The sequence below is a fragment of the Paenarthrobacter sp. A20 genome (assembly GCF_024168825.1).
Taxonomy (GTDB): domain Bacteria; phylum Actinomycetota; class Actinomycetes; order Actinomycetales; family Micrococcaceae; genus Arthrobacter.
On sequence record NZ_JALJWH010000001.1, the window covers coordinates 1,904,376 to 1,924,003 of the forward strand.

Below are 19,628 nucleotides of genomic sequence, written 5' to 3' on the forward strand. Positions count from 1 at the left end.
AGGGCGTGGACGGAAAACTCTTGATTGCCTACGTCACCAACGGGGTCTACTTCATCCTCGGCTTGGTGGCCCTCGCCCTGGAAGTGTGGGCCTTCGCGGACTGCCTGCGCCACCGGCCGACGCTCTTCGTGGCTGCCTCCAAGCGGACCAAGACGTTCTGGACCGCCCTCACCGGCGTCGCTTTTGCGATCGGCGCCCTGACGGTCTTCACCGGCGGAAGCGGCCTGGGCCTCTTCGGCATCGCCGCCGTCACTGCGGCGTGCGTGTACCTTGCCGATGTCCGTCCAGCCCTGCGTGAAGCAGGCAGCGGCGGCAACCGCAACGTCGGCCCGTACGGCCCCTGGTAAAAGGCGTTACTGGTCAATCCGGCCGCTGCTGAGGCGCCACGGCGTCCCACGCCACGGTCAGTTCACCGAGGCGCCACCGCGAGGGGCCATCCTGCAGTGGCCACCCGGCGTCGCGCAATGAACGGCACATTCCGGTCCATCGCTGCCGGTTTCCGAAGGACGCCAACGGCGCCGCCTCCAGCCATGCCTTATCCATGGCCTGCAAGAACGCGTGGATGGCTTCACCGGGCACGTTCCGGTGGATCAGGGCTTTCGGCAACCGCTCAGCAACGTCCGACGGCAGCTCAAAACTGCCAAACCGGACAGAAAAGCTCAGGCTCAACGGTCGCTCGGAATCCAGCGCCACCCACGTGACGCGGCGGCCAATCTCGTCGCACGTGCCGTCGATGAACAGCCCGCCCGGAGCAAGCCGCGACTGCACCAGGCTCCAGATTCCGGCAACGTCAGCTTCCTCGTATTGCCGCAGTACGTTGAAGGCGCGGACCAGAACGGGCTTTCCGGGCACCGGGACTTCGAATCCGCCCACATGGAAGCTCAGCCCTGGCCGCTCCAGGGGCTTCGCTGTCCGGACGCGCTCCGGTTCAATCTCGATCCCGCAGACCCGGACATCCGGTCTGACGGCCTGCAGCCGTTCAAAAAGTTCGACGGCGGTAGTCGGCGAAGCGCCATAGCCCAGGTCCACCACCAGGGGCTCGACGGCGGCGCGAAGCCGCCAGGCTTGCGGCCCGGCAAGCCAGCGGTCCAGGCGGCGCATGCGGTTGGGATTGGTCGTGCCGCGGGTGATATTCCCAACGGGCTTTCCGCCCCGACTTCGGGGAGAGCCCACCCGTTCCGCTTTTTGCACCACGGCCCCCACTTTATCTCGCGCGGCCGTAATGCCCGGCAGGCAATGGAGCTGCTCAGCTAGGATGAAAACCATGACTTACAAGCTGATTCTGCTGCGCCACGGCCACAGCGACTGGAACGCCAAGAACCTGTTCACCGGTTGGGTGGACGTTGACCTGAACGACCAAGGCCGCGAAGAAGCAGTGCGCGGTGGGGAACTCCTGGTTGAGAACAACATCCTCCCGGACGTCCTTTACACCTCGCTCCTGAAGCGTGCCATCAACACCGCCAACATGGCACTGGACAAGGCCAACCGCGGCTGGATCCCGGTCAAGCGCGACTGGCGCCTCAACGAGCGCCACTACGGCGCACTGCAGGGCAAGGACAAGGCCCAGACCCTCGCCGAGTTCGGTGAAGAGCAGTTCATGGAATGGCGCCGCAGCTACGACACCCCGCCGCCGCCCCTGTCCGACGACAGCGAATTTTCCCAGGCACACGATGTCCGCTACGCGGATCTCGGCGACGCCCTGCCGCGCACTGAATGCCTCAAGGACGTCCTGGTCCGTCTCCTTCCCTACTGGGAATCGGACATCAAGGAAGACCTGAAGGCCGGCAAGACCGTCTTGGTCACGGCACACGGCAACTCCCTGCGCGCGCTGGTCAAGCACCTTGATGGCATCAGCGACGACGCCATTGCTTCGCTGAACATCCCCACGGGTATCCCGCTGGTGTACGAGCTGGACGAGGACTTCCAGCCGATCAACCCGGGCGGTACGTACCTGGATCCCGAAGCAGCAGCCCAGGCCATCCTCGCGGTAGCCAACCAGGGCAAAAAATGACGCGTTAGTGAAAACTACGACGGCGGCCGGTCACCTCAGGTGACCGGCCGCCGTCGTACTTAATGCGCTGAGGCTAGAAGCCTTCGGGCTGCCATTCGCCCGTCACCAGGTAGGTGACCTTTCGGGCAACCGAGACGCCGTGGTCGGCGAAGCGCTCGAAGTAGCGGCTGGCCAGGGCCACGTCCACGGTGGTGGACGGGCTCTCGCTCCACTCAGGGGAGGCGATCGCCTTGAAGACGCTGAGGTGGAGGTCGTCCACGGCGATGTTGATCTTCAGGATGTCGCGGGCAACCTCAAGGTCGCGGGTCTCGAGAAGCTCGATGACCTTGGCCGTGATTTCGATGTCGTGCTGGGCCATGGCCTTGAAGGTCTGGGTCAGCGAAGCGGGGATAACGGTGGCCGGGTAGCGCAGGCGCGCCAGCTGGGCCACGTGGCGGGCGAGATCACCCATGCGTTCCAGCGATGCACTCATGCGCAGCGAACCCACAATCATGCGGAGGTCGCTAGCGACAGGGCCCTGCAAAGCAAGGATGTCGATGGCACGCTCGTCGAGGCTGTTCTGCAGGAAGTCGATGCGGGCATCTGCCGCGATGACGTCCTGGGCAAGATCCACGTCGGCGCCTTCGAAGGAAGTAGTAGCCTTCGTGATCGCTTCGTGAACCAGCTTGGAGATCTCGATGAGGTCGTCACCTACCTGGGTGAGCTCCTCCTGAAAAACCTTGCGCACTAAGGCGTCCTTTCCTTGGAAATCCCGTTCCCATGGTGGGGGTCGGATTTCAAAACCATTGGCAGTCCAACCAGTAACTGTGTCAGGACCCAGTGAACTGTTCGGCACCTTTAGATGAACGTTAGTTGAACCGTCCCCGTTTAGCGCCGGATCAATGCTTGGCCGTGTTTCCACAGCATAAGCTGGACACGTGGATCCATTGCTCATAGGTGTCGTCGCAGGCCTCGTCGGTCTGTCGTTGGGCGTCTTTGGCATGCTCGCGTTCAAGATCAGCGAGCGGCAACGCAGCATTGTTGACCTGGACGTTACTGAACCCCTGCTCCCCGAGGGGGCAGCGGAAGTGCTGGCCGTGGTCGGGCGTGCGTTTGTTGTTGTGGACGCGATCGACGGCGTGGTCCGCGCCAGTCCGGCAGCTTACGCCTATGGCCTCGTCCGCGGGCACACCGTGGTTCATAAGCAGCTCCTGGACATGACAGCGAAGGTCCGCCGCGACGGCGTGATCCTGGAGGAGCAATACGAGCTCCCTCGTGGGCCGCTGGGCAAGGGCACCATTGTGGTCCAGGTCCGGGCAGCCATGCTCGGCTGGGAATACATCCTGCTCCTGGCGGACGACCGCACCGAGATCACCCGCACCGAGGAGATCCGCAACGACTTCGTGGCCAACGTCTCCCACGAGCTCAAAACCCCTGTGGGCGCCATCTCGCTCCTGGCAGAGGCCTTGGAAGCCTCTCCCGATGACGAGGAAGCAGTGCGCCGGTTTGCCAAGCGCATGCACAAGGAGTCCGGCCGGCTCGCAGCCCTGGTTCAGGACATCATTGAACTTTCCCGCCTGCAGGGTGCCAATGTCGCCCAGCAGGGGCACTCCGTGGACATCAACACCGTGATCACGGAGGCAGTTGATCGTTCACAGCTGCCGGCGGAGAGCAAGAACATTCACATCGTGGTGGGCGGACACTCCGAGTCGCTGGTGTTCGGCGACCGGGACTTGCTGGTCACCGCACTGCGAAACCTGATCGACAACGCCATCCGCTATTCACCGGAAAACACCCGGGTTGGCGTCGGCCTCCGAACAAGGGAAGGCGTCGTCGCCATCTCCGTCACGGACCAGGGCGAGGGGCTGACTCCCGAGGACCAGGAACGGGTGTTCGAGCGCTTCTATCGCGTTGACGCTGCACGTTCCCGGCACACGGGCGGAACCGGCCTTGGCTTGAGCATCGTCAAGCACGTTGTCTCCAACCACGGCGGCGAGGTGACCGTATGGTCCCAGCCCGGCCAGGGGTCCACGTTCACCATCCGCTTGCCGGAGATGGAAGGCCAGGATGACGACGCCGGTGGTCCGGCTCCCGCTGCCACAGCGGTTCCGTCCACCGGACTTCCGGCGGAACCTGCCGCCGTCGAGCCCCACCACGCGAGCCAACAACCTCAGCATGCGGGACAACAACCTCGTATCCCGAGCCAACAAGGGGGCGCCAACGGCGCCCAAGAGCAAGGAGCCAGCGCTTGAGCCGGATTTTGATTGTGGAGGACGAAGAGTCCTTCAGCGACCCCCTGTCCTATCTCTTGGGCAAGGAAGGGTTCGACGTCGAGGTAGTAGACAACGGCAGTGACGCCTTGGTGGAGTTTGACCGCAACGGTGCCGACCTGGTTCTGCTGGACCTCCAGCTGCCGGGAACGCCGGGAACGGAAGTGTGCCGGCAGTTGCGCCAGCGCTCCAGCGTGCCTGTGATCATGCTGACCGCCAAGGACTCGGAAATCGACAAGGTGGTGGGCCTGGAGTTGGGTGCCGACGACTACGTCACCAAGCCCTATTCGTCCCGGGAACTCGTAGCCCGCGTCCGTGCTGTCCTCCGCCGCCAGGGCGAGCCAGAGGAACTCATTACGTCAACTGTGCAGGCCGGGCCGGTCCGCATGGACATCGAACGCCACGTGGTGAGCGTCAACGGCGAGCAGGTGTCCCTGCCGTTGAAGGAGTTCGAACTTCTGGAGATGCTGCTCCGAAACTCAGGCCGCGTCCTGACCCGGGGGCAGCTCATCGATCGCGTATGGGGCTCTGACTATGTCGGCGACACCAAAACGCTGGACGTCCACGTCAAGCGCCTCCGCAGCAAGATCGAGCCCGATCCCTCCGCTCCGCGTTACCTGGTGACGGTGCGCGGGCTGGGCTACAAGTTCGAGCCGTAAAGCCAAAAGGCAACAACAAAGGAAGGGCCCAGTTCACGTGAACTGGGCCCTTCCTTTGTTATATGGCTTGTAGCGTGCTGCCTGCTAGTGTCCGGCTGCTGCGGACTCCGTGGGAGTCGCAGAGGACGTCGACGTCGACGTTGCTGTCGGGGTCGGCGTGGAGGGCAGGTACTTGGCGTACTCGGGGAGCGTGCCATCAACCACCGGTACGTTGACCGTAGCGGAGTCAGATCCACTACGGATGGTGATCGGGGTCAGGCCACCAGGGATAACGCCTGCGGTGCTGAGGATCGCAGCATCAGTGGTGTCGTTCAGGTACGTCTCAGAATTGGCTTTGACCGGAATCTCGGTCTGGGACCCGTTGGCACCGCTCATGGTGAGGGTGGCGTCGCTGCTGGACTGGTTGAACACAGCACCTATGACACGACCAGGCTCGTTCTCGCCCGAGGCAACAATCAGGATGTTGCGCAACTGCAGGGGACCAAGATCAGCTTTGATCCCGTCCGATGCCGAGTACTGGTGGGTAGTCTGCTGGGCGTTGACGAAACCACAGCCGGTGACGGACAGAAGACCGACGCCGATTGCAGCCGCCGCAATTGCCAGCTTGCCGCGCTGGACAGGGTTCATCGCAGTATTGCGCACGACACCTACTCCTCAAGAGTCATTGGAACACTTTTCAGCCATAGCCTATCGGCAAACCCCCCAAAATAAGGATTCGGGAAGGCATTGTGGCGCAGCCAACCGAGAAGATCTGCGCGCCAGGTTGCTTGCTCGAAGCATCTTTCCCCGGTTTCGTCAAGAGGTTGGAGGAAGTCGTTTAAGGCCTTATTCCCTGTATTGGCGCGGCTGGAGGGCCCGTCCGATGCCAGTCGTATGCCTTAACCGTGATAGACTAATCTGCGGGAAAGGGGAAAGTCCACATGGTTTTTGAGGTCGGCGAGACAGTAGTTTACCCTCACCACGGTGCAGCAAAAATTGAGGAAATCAAGATGCGCACCATCAAGGGCGAAGAGAAGATGTATCTCAAGCTCAAGGTGGCTCAGGGTGATCTGACCATTGAAGTTCCAGCAGAGAACGTTGACCTTGTTGGGGTCCGGGACGTAGTGGGCAAAGAAGGCTTGGAGCACGTATTTGACGTTCTCCGCGCCGAGTTCACTGAAGAGCCTACCAACTGGTCACGTCGTTACAAGGCGAACCTGGAGAAGCTTGCTTCGGGCGATGTCATCAAGGTGGCGGAGGTCGTTCGCGATCTTTGGCGTCGTGATCACGATCGCGGCCTTTCCGCAGGCGAGAAGCGGATGCTGGCCAAGGCGCGGCAGATTCTGATTTCAGAACTGGCCCTGGCCGAGAAGACAGACGAAGAGAAGGCTGCAAGCGTTCTTGACGAGGTCTTGGCTTCCTAAGAATTGAGCCCCGGTGGTGCGAAAGCGCCGCCGGGTTTCTTTTTGCCCAAATACAGCCGGAGTTACTTGATCATCAAGTAACTTCAAGTACTTCCAAGTAATCTTGGGCCCATGAGTACTCCTTCCAAGCGCGCCGTCACGGCCGTGATCGTGGTCGCCGCCGGTTCCGGTGAACGACTTGGCTACGGCATGCCCAAAGCCCAGGTTCCGCTCGGCGGCGAAGCCATCCTGATGCACGCTCTCCGCGGTGTTGTAGCGTCGGATGTCGCACGCCAGATCTGCATAGCCGTGCCCAAGGGCAACACCGAACTTCGCGAGCTGATCGCCGACTTCAGGATTGACCTGGTGGATGGCGGCCCGGAAATTTCAGTGGTCGACGGCGGTTCGTCCCGGGCGGATTCCGTCCGGGCTGCCTTGGCTGCCTTGGAAGACGGAACCGAATTCGTACTCGTCCACGATGCTGCCCGCGCGCTGGCCCCTGAGCGCGTGTTCCAACGCGTAGCCGACGCCCTGGCCTCCGGCGCGAAGGCAGTCATCCCCGCGATGCCGGTGGTGGACACCATCAAGACGGTCGCCGAGACCGCTGGCGCGGACTCCTCCATCGCCCCGGAGGTGGTTACCGGAACAGCGCCCCGCGAACACCTCAGGGCCGTCCAGACTCCTCAGGGCTTTGAACTGGCCACCCTGCGCCGGGCACACCAGGCTGCTGAGCTCTTCGACGACAAACAGGCCGCAGCCGTGACGGATGACGCCATGTTGGTGGAGCTTCTGGGCGTTCCGGTCCACGCTGTCCGCGGAGCCAGCCAGTCCCTCAAGATCACGACTCCGCTGGACCTCATCATTGCCGAGGGCCTTCTGGAAGGCCCGCTGGGTATCCGTTGGGTGGAGGGCTGATGACCCGGAACATGGTCCTGCCCCGGACCGGCATCGGCGTCGACGTGCACGCGTTCGCCCCGGAAGGCGACCCCCAGCCGCTCTGGCTTGGCGGGCTTTTCTGGGAAGGTGAGCAAGGCCTTTCAGGGCATTCCGACGGCGATTGCGTCGCCCACGCAGCCGCGGACGCGCTGTTTTCGGCCTGCGGTATCGGTGACCTGGGCACCCACTTCGGCACGGACCGCCCCGAGTTCGCTGGCGCCTCGGGGGTAAAGCTCCTTGGTGAAGCGGCCCGCATTGTGCGCGCTGCCGGCTTCGAGATCGGGAACGTTGCGGTGCAGTTCGTGGCCAACCGCCCCAAGTTCGGACCCCGGCGGGAAGAATCCCAGCGGGTTCTGACCGAAGCCGCAGGTGCTCCTGTCAGCGTTACGGCAACCACCAGCGACGGTCTGGGCTTCACAGGCCGCGGGGAAGGAATTTCGGCTGTTGCCACGGCACTGGTGTACCCGGTCCGCGACCATGAGGCTACGACGGCGGAGACGGGTCCCGCGAAAGGTGCGCCGCATGGATAAGCTGCATGCCGGCGTCGTGCGTTCCGCAGTGGGGCTGTCCGTGGGCGTTGCTGCTGCGCTCCTGCTGGGCGGTTGTGCGGGGACACCGAAGATGGACGTTGCGGCCAGCTGTGAATTCCTGAACAACGACACGTTCAAGCCTGATGGCAACCAACAGCAGCAGTCCAAACAGATCGCCGCGCATTATCACGAGATCGCTGACAAACTGGCTCCGGAGATCGGCAACCCGATCAAGGACATGGCCGCGATCATGGACGAAGCGGCCGCTTCATCGCTTGGCGCGGCCACCAAGGACCAGCAGGAGAAGCTCACGGTCCAGTTCAATAAGATCGGCGAATACTGCAAGTAGGCAGGTCACGCCGCGTCATCGGCTAATCTGGAGCGGTGACCCTGCGCTTCTATGACACCGCCTCCGCCGAAGTCCGCGACTTCGTTCCCCTCGAAGACGGCAAGGCCAGCGTGTACTACTGCGGGGCCACCGTCCAGGGAATGCCGCACGTGGGCCACGTCAGGTCGGCCATTGCTTTCGACCAGCTGACCCGCTGGCTTGAATTCCGTGGCCTCCGCGTGACTGTGGTGCGGAACGTCACCGACATCGACGACAAAATCCTTGCCAAGTCCGCCCAGTCCTTCGGACCGGACTGGGATGCTGAACCGTCCGCGCGCCAGGCCGAAGAGTGGTGGGCCCTCGCGTACCGGTACGAGCAGGAGTTCGAGGGCGCTTACGATTCTTTGGGCGTCCAGCGGCCCACCTACGAACCCCGCGCCACCGGGCACATCCCGGAAATGCACGCGCTCATCCAGCGCCTCATCGACCGCGGCCATGCCTACCCAGCACTGGACGATTCCGGCGATGTCTACTTCGATGTCCGCTCCTGGAGCAAGTACGGCTCGCTCACGCGGCAAAATATCGATGACATGCAGGGAGCCCCCGACGCCGACCCCCGAGGCAAGCGCGACCCGAGGGACTTCGCGCTGTGGAAGGGTTTCAAAGACGGCGAGCCCGTCACCGCCAAGTGGGAGTCTCCCTGGGGCGCGGGACGTCCCGGCTGGCACCTCGAATGCTCCGCCATGGTCACCAAGTATCTGGGCCCTCGATTTGATATCCACGGTGGGGGACTGGACCTCCGCTTCCCGCACCACGAGAACGAGATGGCCCAATCCCAGGCCGCCGGCGACGGGTTCGCCAACTTCTGGATGCACAACGGCATGGTCACCTTCGAGGGTGAAAAGATGTCCAAGTCCATCGGCAATACGGTGAGCCCGGCCGAGATGCTCGAACTCGCCTCACCCCGGGTGGTTCGCTACTACCTGGGACAGGCACACTACCGCTCCATCCTCGATTACCGGCCCACGTCGTTGCAGGAGGCTGCAGCCGCCGTCGAGCGCATTGATGGCTTCATTCACAAGGCCTCCGCCAAGGTGGGGGCAGACGCCTCAGGCATTTCCCCGCAGGCCAACATGCCGGCTGCCTTCATCGCCGCCATGGACGATGACCTCAATGTGCCCCAGGCCCTCGGAGTGCTTCACGAAACGGTACGGGCAGGCAATACAGCCTTGGCCTCCGGGGAGCTTGATGCTGCGAAGTCCGCCCTCTACAGCGTGCTGTCCATGACGGAAGTCCTGGGACTGGACGCAGTAAAGCGTCCGGAAGCTGTCCAAGGGCGCGAACACGCTGCCCTGGAAGTGCTGATCGAAGCTCAACTCGACGCCCGGGCAGCGGCGCGGGCCGCCAAGGACTGGGCCGCCTCCGACGCGATCCGCGACACGCTCGCCGCCGCCGGCGTCGTCGTCGAAGATGGTGCGGACGGCGCCACTTGGAGCCTCAAACGCGACTGACAAACGGCCGCGGCGGCCGAATTGCATCGGGTCAGTAGACTTGATTCCAGACTTACTCACAAAATCAAGGATGGAATCTCATGGCCAACAACGGTCGCCGGTCGGTCAAGCAGAAGAAGGGCCCCTCCACCGGAACCGGTGGCCACGGCCGCAAGGCCCTGGAGGGCAAGGGTCCCACGCCCAAGGCGGAGGACCGCACCTACCACAAGGCATACAAGAACAAGCAGCTGGCTGAGCGCTCAGCTGCCAAGCGCGGCACGGGTACCCGCCCCGGTGGCGCCGGTGCCCGCTCAGGCCCCAAGGGCCGTGCAACCGAAGAACTGGTTACCGGCCGCAACTCGGTGGTCGAAGCCCTGCGCGCGGGCATTCCGGCCAAGGCACTGCACGTCGCCATCCGGATCGAGATGGACGACCGCGTCAAGGAATCCCTCAAGCTCGCGGCTGAACGCGGCATCCCGCTGCTCGAAACCGGCAAGGTTGAGCTGGACCGCATGACCGAGGACGCCGTGCACCAGGGCCTCGTCCTGCAGATCCCGCCGTACGAATACGAGGACGCCTACGACCTCGCGGAGACAACCCTGGCCAAGTGGAAGAAGGGGCACATCTCCAACGCTCCGATCTTCGTGGCACTGGACGGCATCACCGACCCCCGCAACCTTGGCGCGATCATCCGCTCCGTCTCCGCGTTCAGCGGCCACGGCGTGATCGTTCCCGAGCGTCGCTCCGTCGGCGTGACCGCATCCGCCTGGAAGACCAGCGCCGGTGCCGCTGTCCGCGTACCCGTGGCCCGCGCGTCGAACCTTAACAACGCCCTTAAGCAGTTCAAGAACATGGGCATCTACGTTCTCGGCCTGGACGGCGACGGCGACGTTTCGCTGCCCGATCTCAGTGTGGCCACGGAACCCGTGTGCATCGTCGTGGGCTCCGAAGGCAAGGGCCTGAGCAGGCTGGTCCGCGAAAACTGCGACCAGATCGTCTCGATCCCGATCGACTCCGCCATGGAGTCGCTCAATGCATCCATGGCCGTCGGTATCTCGCTGTACGAAGTGTCGAGGCAGCGCGCCGCTAAGTAATCCACGGTGAGGCGGCGTTGCCGTCATCCTCCGCATGCTCGCTCGTTCCTCGCTTAGACGCATGCTTCCGGATGACGGCCACGCCGCCTTTCCACCGACGCTCTCTCACCTCTTGAACTGCTCCCCTGAAGTTGGACTGAGAATTTCAGTTCCGATTTGAGGGGAGCAGTTTTATGTGTTCGCGTAGTTCTTTGTCTGTGGTGCAGCGGGTGTCGGCTGTAGCGTGTTTTGAAAGAGGGCTTGGCTATCGGGCGGCGGCCCGGTACCTTGATGCGCCCCAGGTGCCGGTAAGGGGACTGTATGGGTTATGGAGGATTCATGGGGAAGGAGTCTTGGTGACCAAGGCGCCGAAGTCATACTCTTTCGAGGTCAAACTGGCCTTGGTGCAGCGGTTCCTGGCGGGCGAAACCGGTCCCGACCTGGCCGTTGAAGCGGGCCTGTCTTCACGGCAACTGCTGCAGAAATGGGTCAGAGCGTATCGCTTGGAGGGCGAAGACGGGCTGATGCCAAAACGCAACGGCACGCCAGCGAAGCCGAAGGCCGCACCTTCTGGGGAACCCGTGGCCCTGCCGTCGCGGAAGCCTGGTGCGATGCTGTCCGTGAAGCCCGGGGCGACGCCGCAGGCCCCGGAGGTTTCGGAGCTTGAGCAACTGCGTCGGGAGAACGAACTGTTGCGGGCAGAGGTGGCCTACTTGGGAAAATTGCGGGCCTTGAGGGCGCAGGAACGACGGTGAAGGTTCAAGCCCTCGTTGCCCTCAAGGCTGATTACCCGCTCCCGGTTCTGCTGCGGGCCGCGGGCCTGGCCCGCTCGACGTTCTTCTACCATCAGGCCCGGCTCCTGTCCCCGGACCCGCAGGAAGCACTCAAGAGCGCCATCACGGAGGTTTTCACGACCAACCACGGCCGTTACGGACATCGCCGAATCCACACCGAGCTGACGAAGCAAGGATGGACGGTGGCGAAGAAGACCGTGCTGAAACTGATGCGCGCCCTGGCCTTGCGCTGCAAGATCCGGCGGCGGAAACGCTATAACTCCTACCAAGGCGAGCAGGGGGTGATTGCACCGAACGTGCTGGACCGGAAGTTCGACGCCGACGCTCCGAACCAGAAGTGGGTCACTGATGTCACCGAGTTCCGCGTCGGGGACCGGAAGCTCTACCTCTCACCAGTCATGGACCTTTTCGACCGGCAAATTATTTCGTATTCCATCGGCAACTCACCGAACCTGGAACTAGCCAACACCTCACTATCTCAGGCCATCACCTGCCTGGAACCGGGACAAAAACCATTGGTTCACTCGGACCAAGGCTTCCAATACCAGCACGTGTTCTGGCGGCAGCTGCTCACCGAAGCCGGCGCCACCCAGTCAATGTCCCGCAAGGGCAACTGCTACGACAACGCCGTCATGGAGAACTTCTTCGGACATCTCAAGGAAGAACTCTTCCACCACGTCCGGTTCCTCAGCACCGACGCCTTGGCAACAGCACTGCACGAGTACATCCGCTGGTATAACAACGAAAGGATCTCCACCAAACTCGAAGGCCTGAGCCCGGTGCAATACCGGGCCCAGACCCTCGCAGCCTAAAATCCCAATTAGCCAGTCCAACAAACGGGGACCAGTTCATCTCGTCGCCTTTCGGCCGACGCTCGCTCACCTTTCGTCGGTTTTCGGCCGACGCTCGCTCACAGTTGGAGCTGGCTCTAGAAGTTGTGGCGGTTGGCCAGCACCGGGAGTTTTTGTCGGGCTTCCTCCACCACCGTGGGGTCGAGGTCGGCGAAGATGAGGCCCGGTTCGCCTTCGAGCGCTTCCAGGACCTGGCCGAACGGGGACACGACGGCGGAGTACCCCACCCCTGTGGGCGCAGCACCCTTGGCCTCGACACCCTGCGTGGCCGGATCGCCTTGGCCGCAGGCGAGCACAAACGTGGTGGTGTCAACGGCACGGGCGCGGGCGAGAAGTTGCCACTGCTCGGCTTTGCCCGGACCTGATCCCCACGACGCCGAGACGATGTTGACCACAGCGCCGCGATCGGCGTTGGCCGTGAACAGCGCAGGGAAGCGGATGTCGTAACAGGTGGCCAGGCCAAAGGTGAGGCCGCCGGCGTCGAACGTTATGGGGTCCGTACCCGCCTCAACGGTGTCCGACTCCGAGAAGCCGAACGCGTCGAACAGGTGAATCTTGTCGTAGCTGGTTTCGACACCTGGTCCGGTGGCGAGCAGCGTGTTCCGCACCCGCCGGGCACCCGAGTCCGAGGCAGTACCGGGAGTGAACATGCCCGCCACGATGACCAGCTGCAGTTCAGCGGCAAGGGCGCGCATGCGGCTGGCCCACGGTCCATCCAAAGGTTCGGCAATGTCCAGCAGCGAGTTTCCGAACGCGCGCATCATCGCCTCGGGAAACACCACCAACCCGGCGCCACCCTCCTTGGCCCGGCGGGCGTACTCCTCCAGGAGCCGCAGGTTGTCGGCCAGATCCCGGCCGGTGATGACTTGGGCGAGTGCCACGCGCACGATAGAACCTCCAGTTGTCTCCATCCCAGTATGCCAAGCGGGCGCCGCGGAAGCGGCCCACGCGACACATTGGAGTAGACCCCGCCGCCTGAATCCGGTTCCGGAATAATGTTCGAGCACGTGAACGGCATAAGTAATCTGGCGCTTAGCGCGCAAGTAATGAAATCGCTATGCAGAACCTCGTCACATGAGAAGCCGGCGCGGCACATACTGGGCGTGGAACTAAACTTGCAAGTAATGGTTATGCCTATTTTTGACACAGAAGCCGCCGTCGACGCCTCACGGCCACGGCCCCTTGGACTGAGCACGCCCCAGCCCGATCTCGTCGATGCCGAAAACACGCAGAATCATCACGTGAACGTGGCCGTTTTCGCGCCCGACCTGGAGCAAGTAGAGATTGCCTTCCAGGCTCCCGGCGAGCCGTGGCGCGCCCACGCCCTTCCCAACGTCGAGGACGGCGTCCACTTCGGGCTGGTGAGCGGGGTAGCGCCGGGCACCCGGTATGGTTTCCGGGCGGCACCAGCCGAGACCGGCCTCCCCATGTCCGTGCCGGCTTTGGACCTGGACGACGACGGCGAACAGCGGCTGCTGCTCGATCCCTACGGTCGCGCTGTGGACCAGCGGGGTGAATTCCTCACGAGTGTCCACCTGGAAATCGGCTTTGACTGGGGCGATGACCAACCGCCGCGTATTCCGCTCCGAACCTCGGTCATCTACGAGGCCCACGTCCGTGGGCAGACGATGCTTCACCCGGATATCCCGGAGCACCTTCGCGGCACCTACGCCGGCATGGCGCATCCGGTGATGATCCAGCACCTCACAGAGCTTGGCATCACCGCTGTTCAGCTCCTGCCAATCCATTTCCACTTGGACGAGTCACATCTCCAGGACCTTGGCATGACCAACTACTGGGGCTACAACACGGCTGCCTTCTTTGCCCCGCATTCGGACTACGCCACCGAAGCTGCCCGCAACGCTGGCCCCCACGCGGTTCAGGACGAACTCAAGGGCATGATCAAGTTGCTGCACGCAGCGGGCATTGAGGTCATCCTGGACGTGGTGTACAACCACACCGCCGAAGCAGGTCCGGACGGTCCTGCCCTCAGCTTCCGCGGACTGGCAGAGAAGCGCTATTACCGGCACGATGCCCACGGGCGCTACCTGGACACCACCGGCTGTGGCAACACCCTGGACTTCAGCGATCCCGTGGTGGTGGATCTGGCCCTGGATTCCCTGCGGTACTGGGTCAACGACTTCCACGTGGATGGCTTCCGCTTCGACCTCGCAGTGACCCTGTGCCGGGATGCGGGCAACACGTTCGATCCCCAGCACCCCTTCCTGCAAGCCATTGCGGAGGATCCGGTATTGTCGGCGGTCAAGCTCATCGCCGAGCCTTGGGACGTTGGCTACGGTGGCTGGCAGACAGGCCGCTTCCCGCACGGTTGGTCGGATTGGAATGACCACTTCCGCGACGGCGTCCGCAGCTTCTGGCTGTCCGACCGCGCAGCCATCGAAGCCGGTGGCCAGGGCGGTTCCGTGGCCTCCTTGGCTGAACTCATGGCCGGTTCGGCCAACCTCTTTGCCTCCTCGGGACGCACCCGGCTGGCCTCGGTCAACTTCATCACGGCCCACGACGGCTTCACCCTCAAGGACTTGGTGAGCTACGACCGTAAGCACAACGAGGCCAACGGTGAGCAGAACCGCGACGGCCACGGAGATAACCGCAGCTACAACCACGGCGTGGAAGGCAGGAGCGAGAACGAGGCCATCGTTGCTGCCCGTGCCCTGTCCGTTCGGAACCTGATGGCCACCTTGCTGTTGTCCTTCGGGGTTCCCATGATTACTGCCGGCGACGAACTTGGCCGCACCCAGCAGGGCAACAACAACGCCTACTGCCAGGACAACCCCACGGCATGGCTGGATTGGAGCCGCACCCAGGAAGCCAACGCCATGTTCCGGACCACACGTGAGCTGGTTCGGCTCCGCCGCTGGTTCCTGAGGCACCAGCCTGAGAGTTTCCCCGGCAACGCGAACAACTCCAGCCTGCAATGGTTCGACGACAAAGGTCAGCGAATGACTCCCGCACGCTGGAACGATCCCAACGTGCGCTCTGTCCAACTCCTGATGGGGCATGAGGACAGCGAAATCCGTGGCTTGATCGTGGTGAACGGAAGCAACCAGGATGTGAAGATGGTGCTGCCTGAGATTCTGAGTGAAACCGGTATCGGCAAGCGCATGTTTGAGCTCCGCTTCACTACGTCGGTGTTGCACGAGCGCCGGAAGGGCGCGTTGGTGGCCTCAGGCGAGCGGGATATCCTGCAAGCCAACACCATCAACATCTACCGCACGTAGCCACACAGACATCAGGAGTTCTCCGCATGAACCGCAGCCGCAGCAAATTGGTGGCGTTCGCGGGTCTGGTGATCGCCGTCGTCGTGCTGGTGGTCGCCATGGTGGGCGGAGGTGGGTTAACAGCGCAAACCACGACGCCGGAACCTGGCTCCGCGACGTCGGCCGCCGCGACGCCGGGGGCCGCGGTGGTGGCAAACCCTTCGTCGCTGCCCGCCATCAACGCCTCGCAGCTACCCAGGGAAGCCCGCCAGACGCTGACCCTCATCGCGAAGGGTGGCCCGTACCCGTATGACCGTGACGGCGTGAACTTCGGCAACTTCGAAGGCCTCCTGCCCAAGAAGTCCGGCGGCTTCTACAAGGAGTACACGGTGCCCACACCCGGAGAGTCGGACCGGGGCGCCCGCCGGATCATCGTGGGCAAGGACGCTGCCAAGTACTACACCGCGGACCATTACGAGTCGTTCAAGTTCATCGTCGAAGGCAAGTAGGAGCCCATGAAGATCTATTCTGCAGACACCTGGACCCTTGAAGAACTACGGGAGCAGATTTCCGACGCCGGCCGCAGGACCGTGATGGTCCCCCCGGCAACCACCAAGCAAGCGGTCCTGGAAGTCTTCGCCCAGGTCCTGGACTTCCCTGAGTACTACGGCGTGAACCTGGACGCCCTGAACGACTCCCTGCACGATTACGCCGACGCCCTCTCAGAGGACGACGGCAGCCCGGTCACCATGATCTGGCAGGTCCCGGCGGCCTACCGCACGGACCGTTCCTTCGGCGTAGTCTGCGAGATCCTGCAGGACGCAGAGCGCTACGCCGGCCGCGACCTCGCGGTCATCGCCGTGTTCGAGAATTAGTCGCTCCAACGTCATACCAGTGGGGGCAAGCCACGACGCAAACAGCGACTTGAGTGCTCTGACGGAGAGTTGAGGCGTGGCCCAGCATTGATCCTATGCGTTCGTGATTCCCGCCGAAGCGCTTAAGTGGTGCGTGCCACCCAATCGTGATGCGAGAATTTAAATATTTCTGCGCTTTTTCCGATTATTTCCAAAGTTTGACGCTAAATGTGTCGAGCGATACATTTCGGAGGGGCCTTTAGGCTCTACGTCATTTGCGTATTAGGGATTACGGCGGTGCCACGTACGGAGCCGACAATTCGACCTGGATGGGGTCGTTTGATAACAGGACCAGTTCGGTCAAGAACTTCGGCTACTACGTCACTTGGTGGCAGGACATCAACTACGGCGGTGCTGGCTTTGGCAGCGCTAACGACTACAGCGCCCTGGGTTGGTACGTGCCGTTCCTGGGTACATGGAATGACAACATCAGCAGCTTCCACAGGGGCTAAACCCACGCAGCGGTTCGCATACATCGAGTGAGCGGCACCATGCTTTGACCTGCCGATAAAGTGTCGGCAGGTCAAAGTTCTTGTCTGAAAATAGGCCCGGTTACTACTAGTCGAGGCGTACGAAACGAGATTGGACGCGGGATGGTGTCGAGAAGAACTACTGGACGACGGGCACGCTGGACAAGGTATTTTGTGGCCTCGCTTGCCACAGGCGTAGCGTTGGCTAGTTCATCTTGTTCGGGGGGTGCGGACAGTTCAATCACGCCGGACTCATCGGGAAAAGTGAATCTGGATTACGAGAATTCTCTGATCGTATTCCCAGTGGACGCATACAGAATTTCGGCCCGTGATCGCTCTCAGATTCTTCTGGCGAGGGAAGTCATCATGACCACGTGCATGAAGGAATTTGGCTTCATCGATGATCCGAATGCTGCTTATCCGAAGGCAGAGAACCGGAACTTCGGCGTGTGGAACGTTGATCGAGTGAGACAGCACGGCTTCCGGCTTATTGGAGAAGATGCTCAATCGAACCAGAAGCACGACGAGGCAGGCTCGTGGGGGGATGCCAGGTACAAATGTCTTGCCAGCGAAAAGAGAAAGATTGATGAAATCACTCCACCTGATGACCTGATGAATGGTGGTGCTGCAGCGGAAATTGCTTTGAAAAGTCTCAGGATGGCATCAGAAACTGACGCTTGGAAGAATGCCAAGGGCGACTGGGACAAATGCATCTCAGCGGCTGGCTTGACGCCGGGGCGGGATGCTGCCAACGCCAAGTGGTCGAGCCAGCAGTCCTTTGACCTGCAGGCGAGGACAGATCAGCAAAACCCGTCGAAGTCGGACACAGCCGAAGGCGTCCGAATCGCCACGATTGAGGCCGAATGCAACCAGGAAGTCCGGCTCACCCAAACGCTCGGTGATATTCAGGCAAGCTACCAGCTGCCGCTCATCAAGCAGAATGAGGCAGTTCTTACCGCGCTCAAGAATAGAAGCCAGAACTACGTGGATGCCGCCGAGAAGTTACTGAAAGAGACGCAGTGATCGATGAGCAGCCCCGGCAGAGTGCCGCGGCAGCTGTTGGATTGAGTCGACTCTCGCGACGGTGGCTAATCGTCCTGTTGGCAGTCACCGGAGTCATGTCCGCGGGGGTGGGTTTGCTCGCCGGACGCGTCTTTGATCAATCAGAGATCATCCGGCCGGAGGACTCCATGGCTGAGATCCCTGTTTATGCAATGGTTGAAAACCGTATCGTCGACGACCGTCTTACCTTCTCTGGAGTTATTAAGGCCGGCCCGGCAGTGCCGATCCAAATCGACTTGGAGGCACAGGAACCGATTGTCGTGCGCCAGACGCTTCAGGCGGGGGAAACGTTGAAGTGGGGCGACCTTGCAGGTGTGGTTTCAGGCAAGCCCTATTTCGTCCTGCCTGATCCGCTCCCTTTGTATCGCGATCTTTCCCGAGGTGATGAGGGAGATGACGTGTTGGCATTGCAACGGGCACTTATGCAGATGGGGTATCCTTCTCCCGAAAATGGTCACATGGACAGCGCAACCATGGAAGCCGCATCCTCTTTCTTTGCCAGCGAGGGTTTCACCTTGAGCAGCGGGAGAATGCCTACCGAGCAAAGTCAACAAGTCGAACCGGGAGCTACACCAGAAACAACGGCACCCAGTTCCGGGGTAGATCGCATTACCCGTCTTCCTCATGTAGTTGGCGCATCCTATGTGTACTCAGCGGTTCCGGCAGACGTACGTATAACACGGGTTAAGCCCTCCGACCTGGAACCCGAAGCGCCATTGTCACTCCACTCCTCCTCGAAGAACTACTTCAATGACTTCGGAATCGACCTAATTCCCCACAACATCCGAAGTGCCCTCGACGACCCACGAGCTGGTCCTCTCGCAGTAGTCTCGACGAAGGCGGCAATTGCGCTCGACATACCGTACAGCAAGAAAACCGGGCCGGTGGCAGGGGTGAGCATATGGATCGATGACCGACTTGTGCCGGTTGTTGGTGTATTCGAACCTGGCCCAAATTTTCCTGAGTACGCTGACTCCGTATTCGTAAACGCCAGCCTCATGCGTGGCGTCTCCAGGTCAGACCTAAAAGTTCAAGTTCGAACCGAAAAGGGCTTCTCGGCTGCGATTGCGCGAGTAGCGCCGCTTGGATACTCGCCGAGCGACCCAGGGAAGGCAAAAGTAGACGTCACAGCCGATATTCAGTCAATCAGGCAGGACGTCTCAAATGATCTCGGGTCGCTCATCGCTTTGCTATCGCTGGTCCTGATGCTCCTGGCGATCATCACTGCGGCTTCCTCGATGTACCTGACCGTTCAGAACCGATCGGCAGAGATAGCCCTTCGACGAGCGATCGGCTCTAGTCGATGGCTAATTTGCCGATCCTTCATCCTTGAGGGCTTCATCGTTGGAGTTACAGCAGGTTCTCTCGGCGGCATCATCGGAACTATGACCACGCTTTGCGTCTCCTGGATCCAGGCCTGGCCGCCCGTACTGCCCCCGGAGCTATGGGTGGTTGGACTCCTTGTGGGTGCGACCACCGGTATTGTGAGCGCCATTTACCCTGCCTGGGTCGCCAGCCGTAAAGATCCCGCTATTGCACTTCGCGCGTAGAAGTCCCGCGGGAGTTCCCCCGAACCAGCTTCATAGATGCTAAACAGCACCCTCCACGGGCGGCCGCCCGCTTTTCCGTCGTTGGGCAACAACGGAAAAGCGGGGCCATGC

22 protein-coding genes are annotated in these 19,628 nt (G+C 61.9%); 18 read left to right on the forward strand and 4 right to left on the reverse strand.

Features of this window, described 5'->3' with window-relative positions:
• Window positions 1-5: 5 nt before the first annotated feature.
• Complete coding sequence (locus J3D46_RS09090; RefSeq protein WP_159704615.1) at window positions 6-347, forward strand: DUF2516 family protein; 342 nt, start codon at window positions 6-8, stop codon at window positions 345-347.
• 13 nt (window positions 348-360) lie between these two features.
• Here the strand turns inward: J3D46_RS09090 and J3D46_RS09095 are convergent, their stop codons facing one another.
• Entirely contained in the window at window positions 361-1,194 is an 834-nt protein-coding gene (locus J3D46_RS09095; RefSeq protein ID WP_231341819.1) for a class I SAM-dependent methyltransferase, read from the reverse strand.
• A gap of 70 nt (window positions 1,195-1,264) precedes the next feature.
• On the opposite strand from J3D46_RS09095, the gene J3D46_RS09100 reads away from it, so the two are divergent.
• On the forward strand, window positions 1,265-2,011 hold the full coding sequence (locus tag J3D46_RS09100; RefSeq protein WP_253466575.1) for a phosphoglyceromutase: 747 nt from the start codon (window positions 1,265-1,267) through the stop codon (window positions 2,009-2,011).
• Window positions 2,012-2,084: 73 nt separating this feature from the next.
• Here J3D46_RS09100 and phoU read toward each other — a convergent pair whose 3' ends face one another.
• Window positions 2,085-2,738 (reverse strand): phosphate signaling complex protein PhoU, encoded by a 654-nt coding sequence (gene phoU, locus J3D46_RS09105; protein ID WP_024819653.1) that lies wholly within the window; start codon window positions 2,736-2,738, stop codon window positions 2,085-2,087.
• 199 nt (window positions 2,739-2,937) lie between these two features.
• Here phoU and J3D46_RS09110 point away from each other — a divergent pair, with 199 nt between their 5' ends.
• Both J3D46_RS09110 and J3D46_RS09115 read left to right on the forward strand, forming a co-directional pair.
• Entirely contained in the window at window positions 2,938-4,242 is a 1,305-nt protein-coding gene (locus J3D46_RS09110) for a cell wall metabolism sensor histidine kinase WalK (protein WP_253469188.1), read from the forward strand.
• Window positions 4,239-4,919, forward strand: coding sequence for a response regulator transcription factor (locus J3D46_RS09115; RefSeq protein WP_020608526.1), 681 nt, complete (start codon window positions 4,239-4,241; stop codon window positions 4,917-4,919). Before J3D46_RS09110 ends, J3D46_RS09115 begins: the two co-directional genes overlap by 4 nt.
• An 84-nt stretch (window positions 4,920-5,003) precedes the next feature.
• Here J3D46_RS09115 and J3D46_RS09120 read toward each other — a convergent pair whose 3' ends face one another.
• Window positions 5,004-5,546, reverse strand: coding sequence for a hypothetical protein (locus tag J3D46_RS09120; RefSeq protein ID WP_231343363.1), 543 nt, complete (start codon window positions 5,544-5,546; stop codon window positions 5,004-5,006).
• Window positions 5,547-5,839: 293 nt separating this feature from the next.
• Between J3D46_RS09120 and J3D46_RS09125 the strand changes: the two genes are divergently transcribed.
• The 8 genes from J3D46_RS09125 to J3D46_RS09160 all read left to right on the forward strand — a co-directional run bounded on the left by J3D46_RS09125 (window position 5,840) and on the right by J3D46_RS09160 (window position 12,264).
• The gene (locus tag J3D46_RS09125) at window positions 5,840-6,322 is read left to right on the forward strand and encodes a CarD family transcriptional regulator (protein ID WP_011690592.1); all 483 of its coding nucleotides are present in this window, start codon (window positions 5,840-5,842) and stop codon (window positions 6,320-6,322) included.
• Between the two features lie 111 nt (window positions 6,323-6,433).
• Window positions 6,434-7,216 (forward strand): 2-C-methyl-D-erythritol 4-phosphate cytidylyltransferase, encoded by a 783-nt coding sequence (gene ispD, locus J3D46_RS09130; RefSeq protein WP_253466578.1) that lies wholly within the window; start codon window positions 6,434-6,436, stop codon window positions 7,214-7,216.
• Window positions 7,216-7,767 carry a 2-C-methyl-D-erythritol 2,4-cyclodiphosphate synthase gene (gene ispF / locus J3D46_RS09135; RefSeq protein ID WP_253466580.1) on the forward strand — a complete coding sequence of 184 codons (552 nt, stop codon included), beginning with the start codon at window positions 7,216-7,218 and terminating at the stop codon, window positions 7,765-7,767. Before ispD ends, ispF begins: the two co-directional genes overlap by 1 nt.
• Window positions 7,760-8,116, forward strand: coding sequence for a hypothetical protein (locus J3D46_RS09140; protein ID WP_253466583.1), 357 nt, complete (start codon window positions 7,760-7,762; stop codon window positions 8,114-8,116). The genes ispF and J3D46_RS09140 overlap by 8 nt, the downstream gene beginning before the upstream one ends.
• Window positions 8,117-8,151: 35 nt before the next feature.
• Window positions 8,152-9,606: a cysteine--tRNA ligase gene (gene cysS, locus J3D46_RS09145; RefSeq protein ID WP_253466586.1), complete on the forward strand. Its 1,455-nt coding sequence runs from the start codon at window positions 8,152-8,154 to the stop codon at window positions 9,604-9,606.
• A gap of 80 nt (window positions 9,607-9,686) precedes the next feature.
• Window positions 9,687-10,679, forward strand: a complete 993-nt coding sequence (rlmB, locus tag J3D46_RS09150) for a 23S rRNA (guanosine(2251)-2'-O)-methyltransferase RlmB (protein WP_159704595.1) — start codon at window positions 9,687-9,689, stop codon at window positions 10,677-10,679.
• A gap of 335 nt (window positions 10,680-11,014) precedes the next feature.
• Window positions 11,015-11,413 (forward strand): helix-turn-helix domain-containing protein, encoded by a 399-nt coding sequence (locus J3D46_RS09155; RefSeq protein ID WP_231343490.1) that lies wholly within the window; start codon window positions 11,015-11,017, stop codon window positions 11,411-11,413.
• Complete coding sequence (locus J3D46_RS09160) at window positions 11,410-12,264, forward strand: IS3 family transposase (protein WP_231343491.1); 855 nt, start codon at window positions 11,410-11,412, stop codon at window positions 12,262-12,264. The genes J3D46_RS09155 and J3D46_RS09160 overlap by 4 nt, the downstream gene beginning before the upstream one ends.
• Before the next feature lie 116 nt (window positions 12,265-12,380).
• Here J3D46_RS09160 and J3D46_RS09165 read toward each other — a convergent pair whose 3' ends face one another.
• The gene (locus J3D46_RS09165) at window positions 12,381-13,190 is read right to left on the reverse strand and encodes a carbon-nitrogen hydrolase family protein (RefSeq protein WP_231342673.1); all 810 of its coding nucleotides are present in this window, start codon (window positions 13,188-13,190) and stop codon (window positions 12,381-12,383) included.
• Between the two features lie 237 nt (window positions 13,191-13,427).
• Here J3D46_RS09165 and glgX point away from each other — a divergent pair, with 237 nt between their 5' ends.
• The 6 genes from glgX to J3D46_RS09195 all read left to right on the forward strand — a co-directional run bounded on the left by glgX (window position 13,428) and on the right by J3D46_RS09195 (window position 19,517).
• Window positions 13,428-15,542 carry a glycogen debranching protein GlgX gene (glgX, locus tag J3D46_RS09170; protein WP_253466589.1) on the forward strand — a complete coding sequence of 705 codons (2,115 nt, stop codon included), beginning with the start codon at window positions 13,428-13,430 and terminating at the stop codon, window positions 15,540-15,542.
• Between the two features lie 26 nt (window positions 15,543-15,568).
• The gene (locus J3D46_RS09175) at window positions 15,569-16,030 is read left to right on the forward strand and encodes a ribonuclease domain-containing protein (RefSeq protein ID WP_253466592.1); all 462 of its coding nucleotides are present in this window, start codon (window positions 15,569-15,571) and stop codon (window positions 16,028-16,030) included.
• A gap of 6 nt (window positions 16,031-16,036) precedes the next feature.
• Window positions 16,037-16,396, forward strand: a complete 360-nt coding sequence (locus tag J3D46_RS09180) for a barstar family protein (RefSeq protein ID WP_231342681.1) — start codon at window positions 16,037-16,039, stop codon at window positions 16,394-16,396.
• A gap of 308 nt (window positions 16,397-16,704) precedes the next feature.
• The gene (locus J3D46_RS09185) at window positions 16,705-16,887 is read left to right on the forward strand and encodes a hypothetical protein (RefSeq protein WP_253466594.1); all 183 of its coding nucleotides are present in this window, start codon (window positions 16,705-16,707) and stop codon (window positions 16,885-16,887) included.
• A 384-nt stretch (window positions 16,888-17,271) separates the two neighbouring features.
• Window positions 17,272-17,928, forward strand: a complete 657-nt coding sequence (locus J3D46_RS09190) for a hypothetical protein (protein WP_231342684.1) — start codon at window positions 17,272-17,274, stop codon at window positions 17,926-17,928.
• A gap of 167 nt (window positions 17,929-18,095) precedes the next feature.
• On the forward strand, window positions 18,096-19,517 hold the full coding sequence (locus tag J3D46_RS09195) for an ABC transporter permease (protein ID WP_253466596.1): 1,422 nt from the start codon (window positions 18,096-18,098) through the stop codon (window positions 19,515-19,517).
• The last annotated feature ends 111 nt before the right edge of the window (window positions 19,518-19,628 follow it).

Bases quoted from the DNA above. Each gene is read 5' to 3' on its own strand.
- ispD (WP_253466578.1), top strand. From the start codon at position 6,434: ATGAGTACTCCTTCCAAGCGCGCCGTCACGGCCGTGATCGTGGTCGCC.
- J3D46_RS09140 (WP_253466583.1), top strand. From the start codon at position 7,760: ATGGATAAGCTGCATGCCGGCGTCGTGCGTTCCGCAGTGGGGCTGTCC.
- J3D46_RS09185 (WP_253466594.1), top strand. From the start codon at position 16,705: ATGGGGTCGTTTGATAACAGGACCAGTTCGGTCAAGAACTTCGGCTAC.
- J3D46_RS09125 (WP_011690592.1), top strand. From the start codon at position 5,840: ATGGTTTTTGAGGTCGGCGAGACAGTAGTTTACCCTCACCACGGTGCA.
- ispF (WP_253466580.1), top strand. From the start codon at position 7,216: ATGACCCGGAACATGGTCCTGCCCCGGACCGGCATCGGCGTCGACGTG.
- J3D46_RS09195 (WP_253466596.1), top strand. From the start codon at position 18,096: ATGGCTGAGATCCCTGTTTATGCAATGGTTGAAAACCGTATCGTCGAC.
- glgX (WP_253466589.1), top strand. From the start codon at position 13,428: ATGGTTATGCCTATTTTTGACACAGAAGCCGCCGTCGACGCCTCACGG.
- rlmB (WP_159704595.1), top strand. From the start codon at position 9,687: ATGGCCAACAACGGTCGCCGGTCGGTCAAGCAGAAGAAGGGCCCCTCC.
- J3D46_RS09120 (WP_231343363.1), bottom strand. From the start codon at position 5,546: ATGAACCCTGTCCAGCGCGGCAAGCTGGCAATTGCGGCGGCTGCAATC.
- J3D46_RS09190 (WP_231342684.1), top strand. From the start codon at position 17,272: ATGACCACGTGCATGAAGGAATTTGGCTTCATCGATGATCCGAATGCT.
- J3D46_RS09180 (WP_231342681.1), top strand. From the start codon at position 16,037: ATGAAGATCTATTCTGCAGACACCTGGACCCTTGAAGAACTACGGGAG.
- J3D46_RS09100 (WP_253466575.1), top strand. From the start codon at position 1,265: ATGACTTACAAGCTGATTCTGCTGCGCCACGGCCACAGCGACTGGAAC.
- J3D46_RS09175 (WP_253466592.1), top strand. From the start codon at position 15,569: ATGAACCGCAGCCGCAGCAAATTGGTGGCGTTCGCGGGTCTGGTGATC.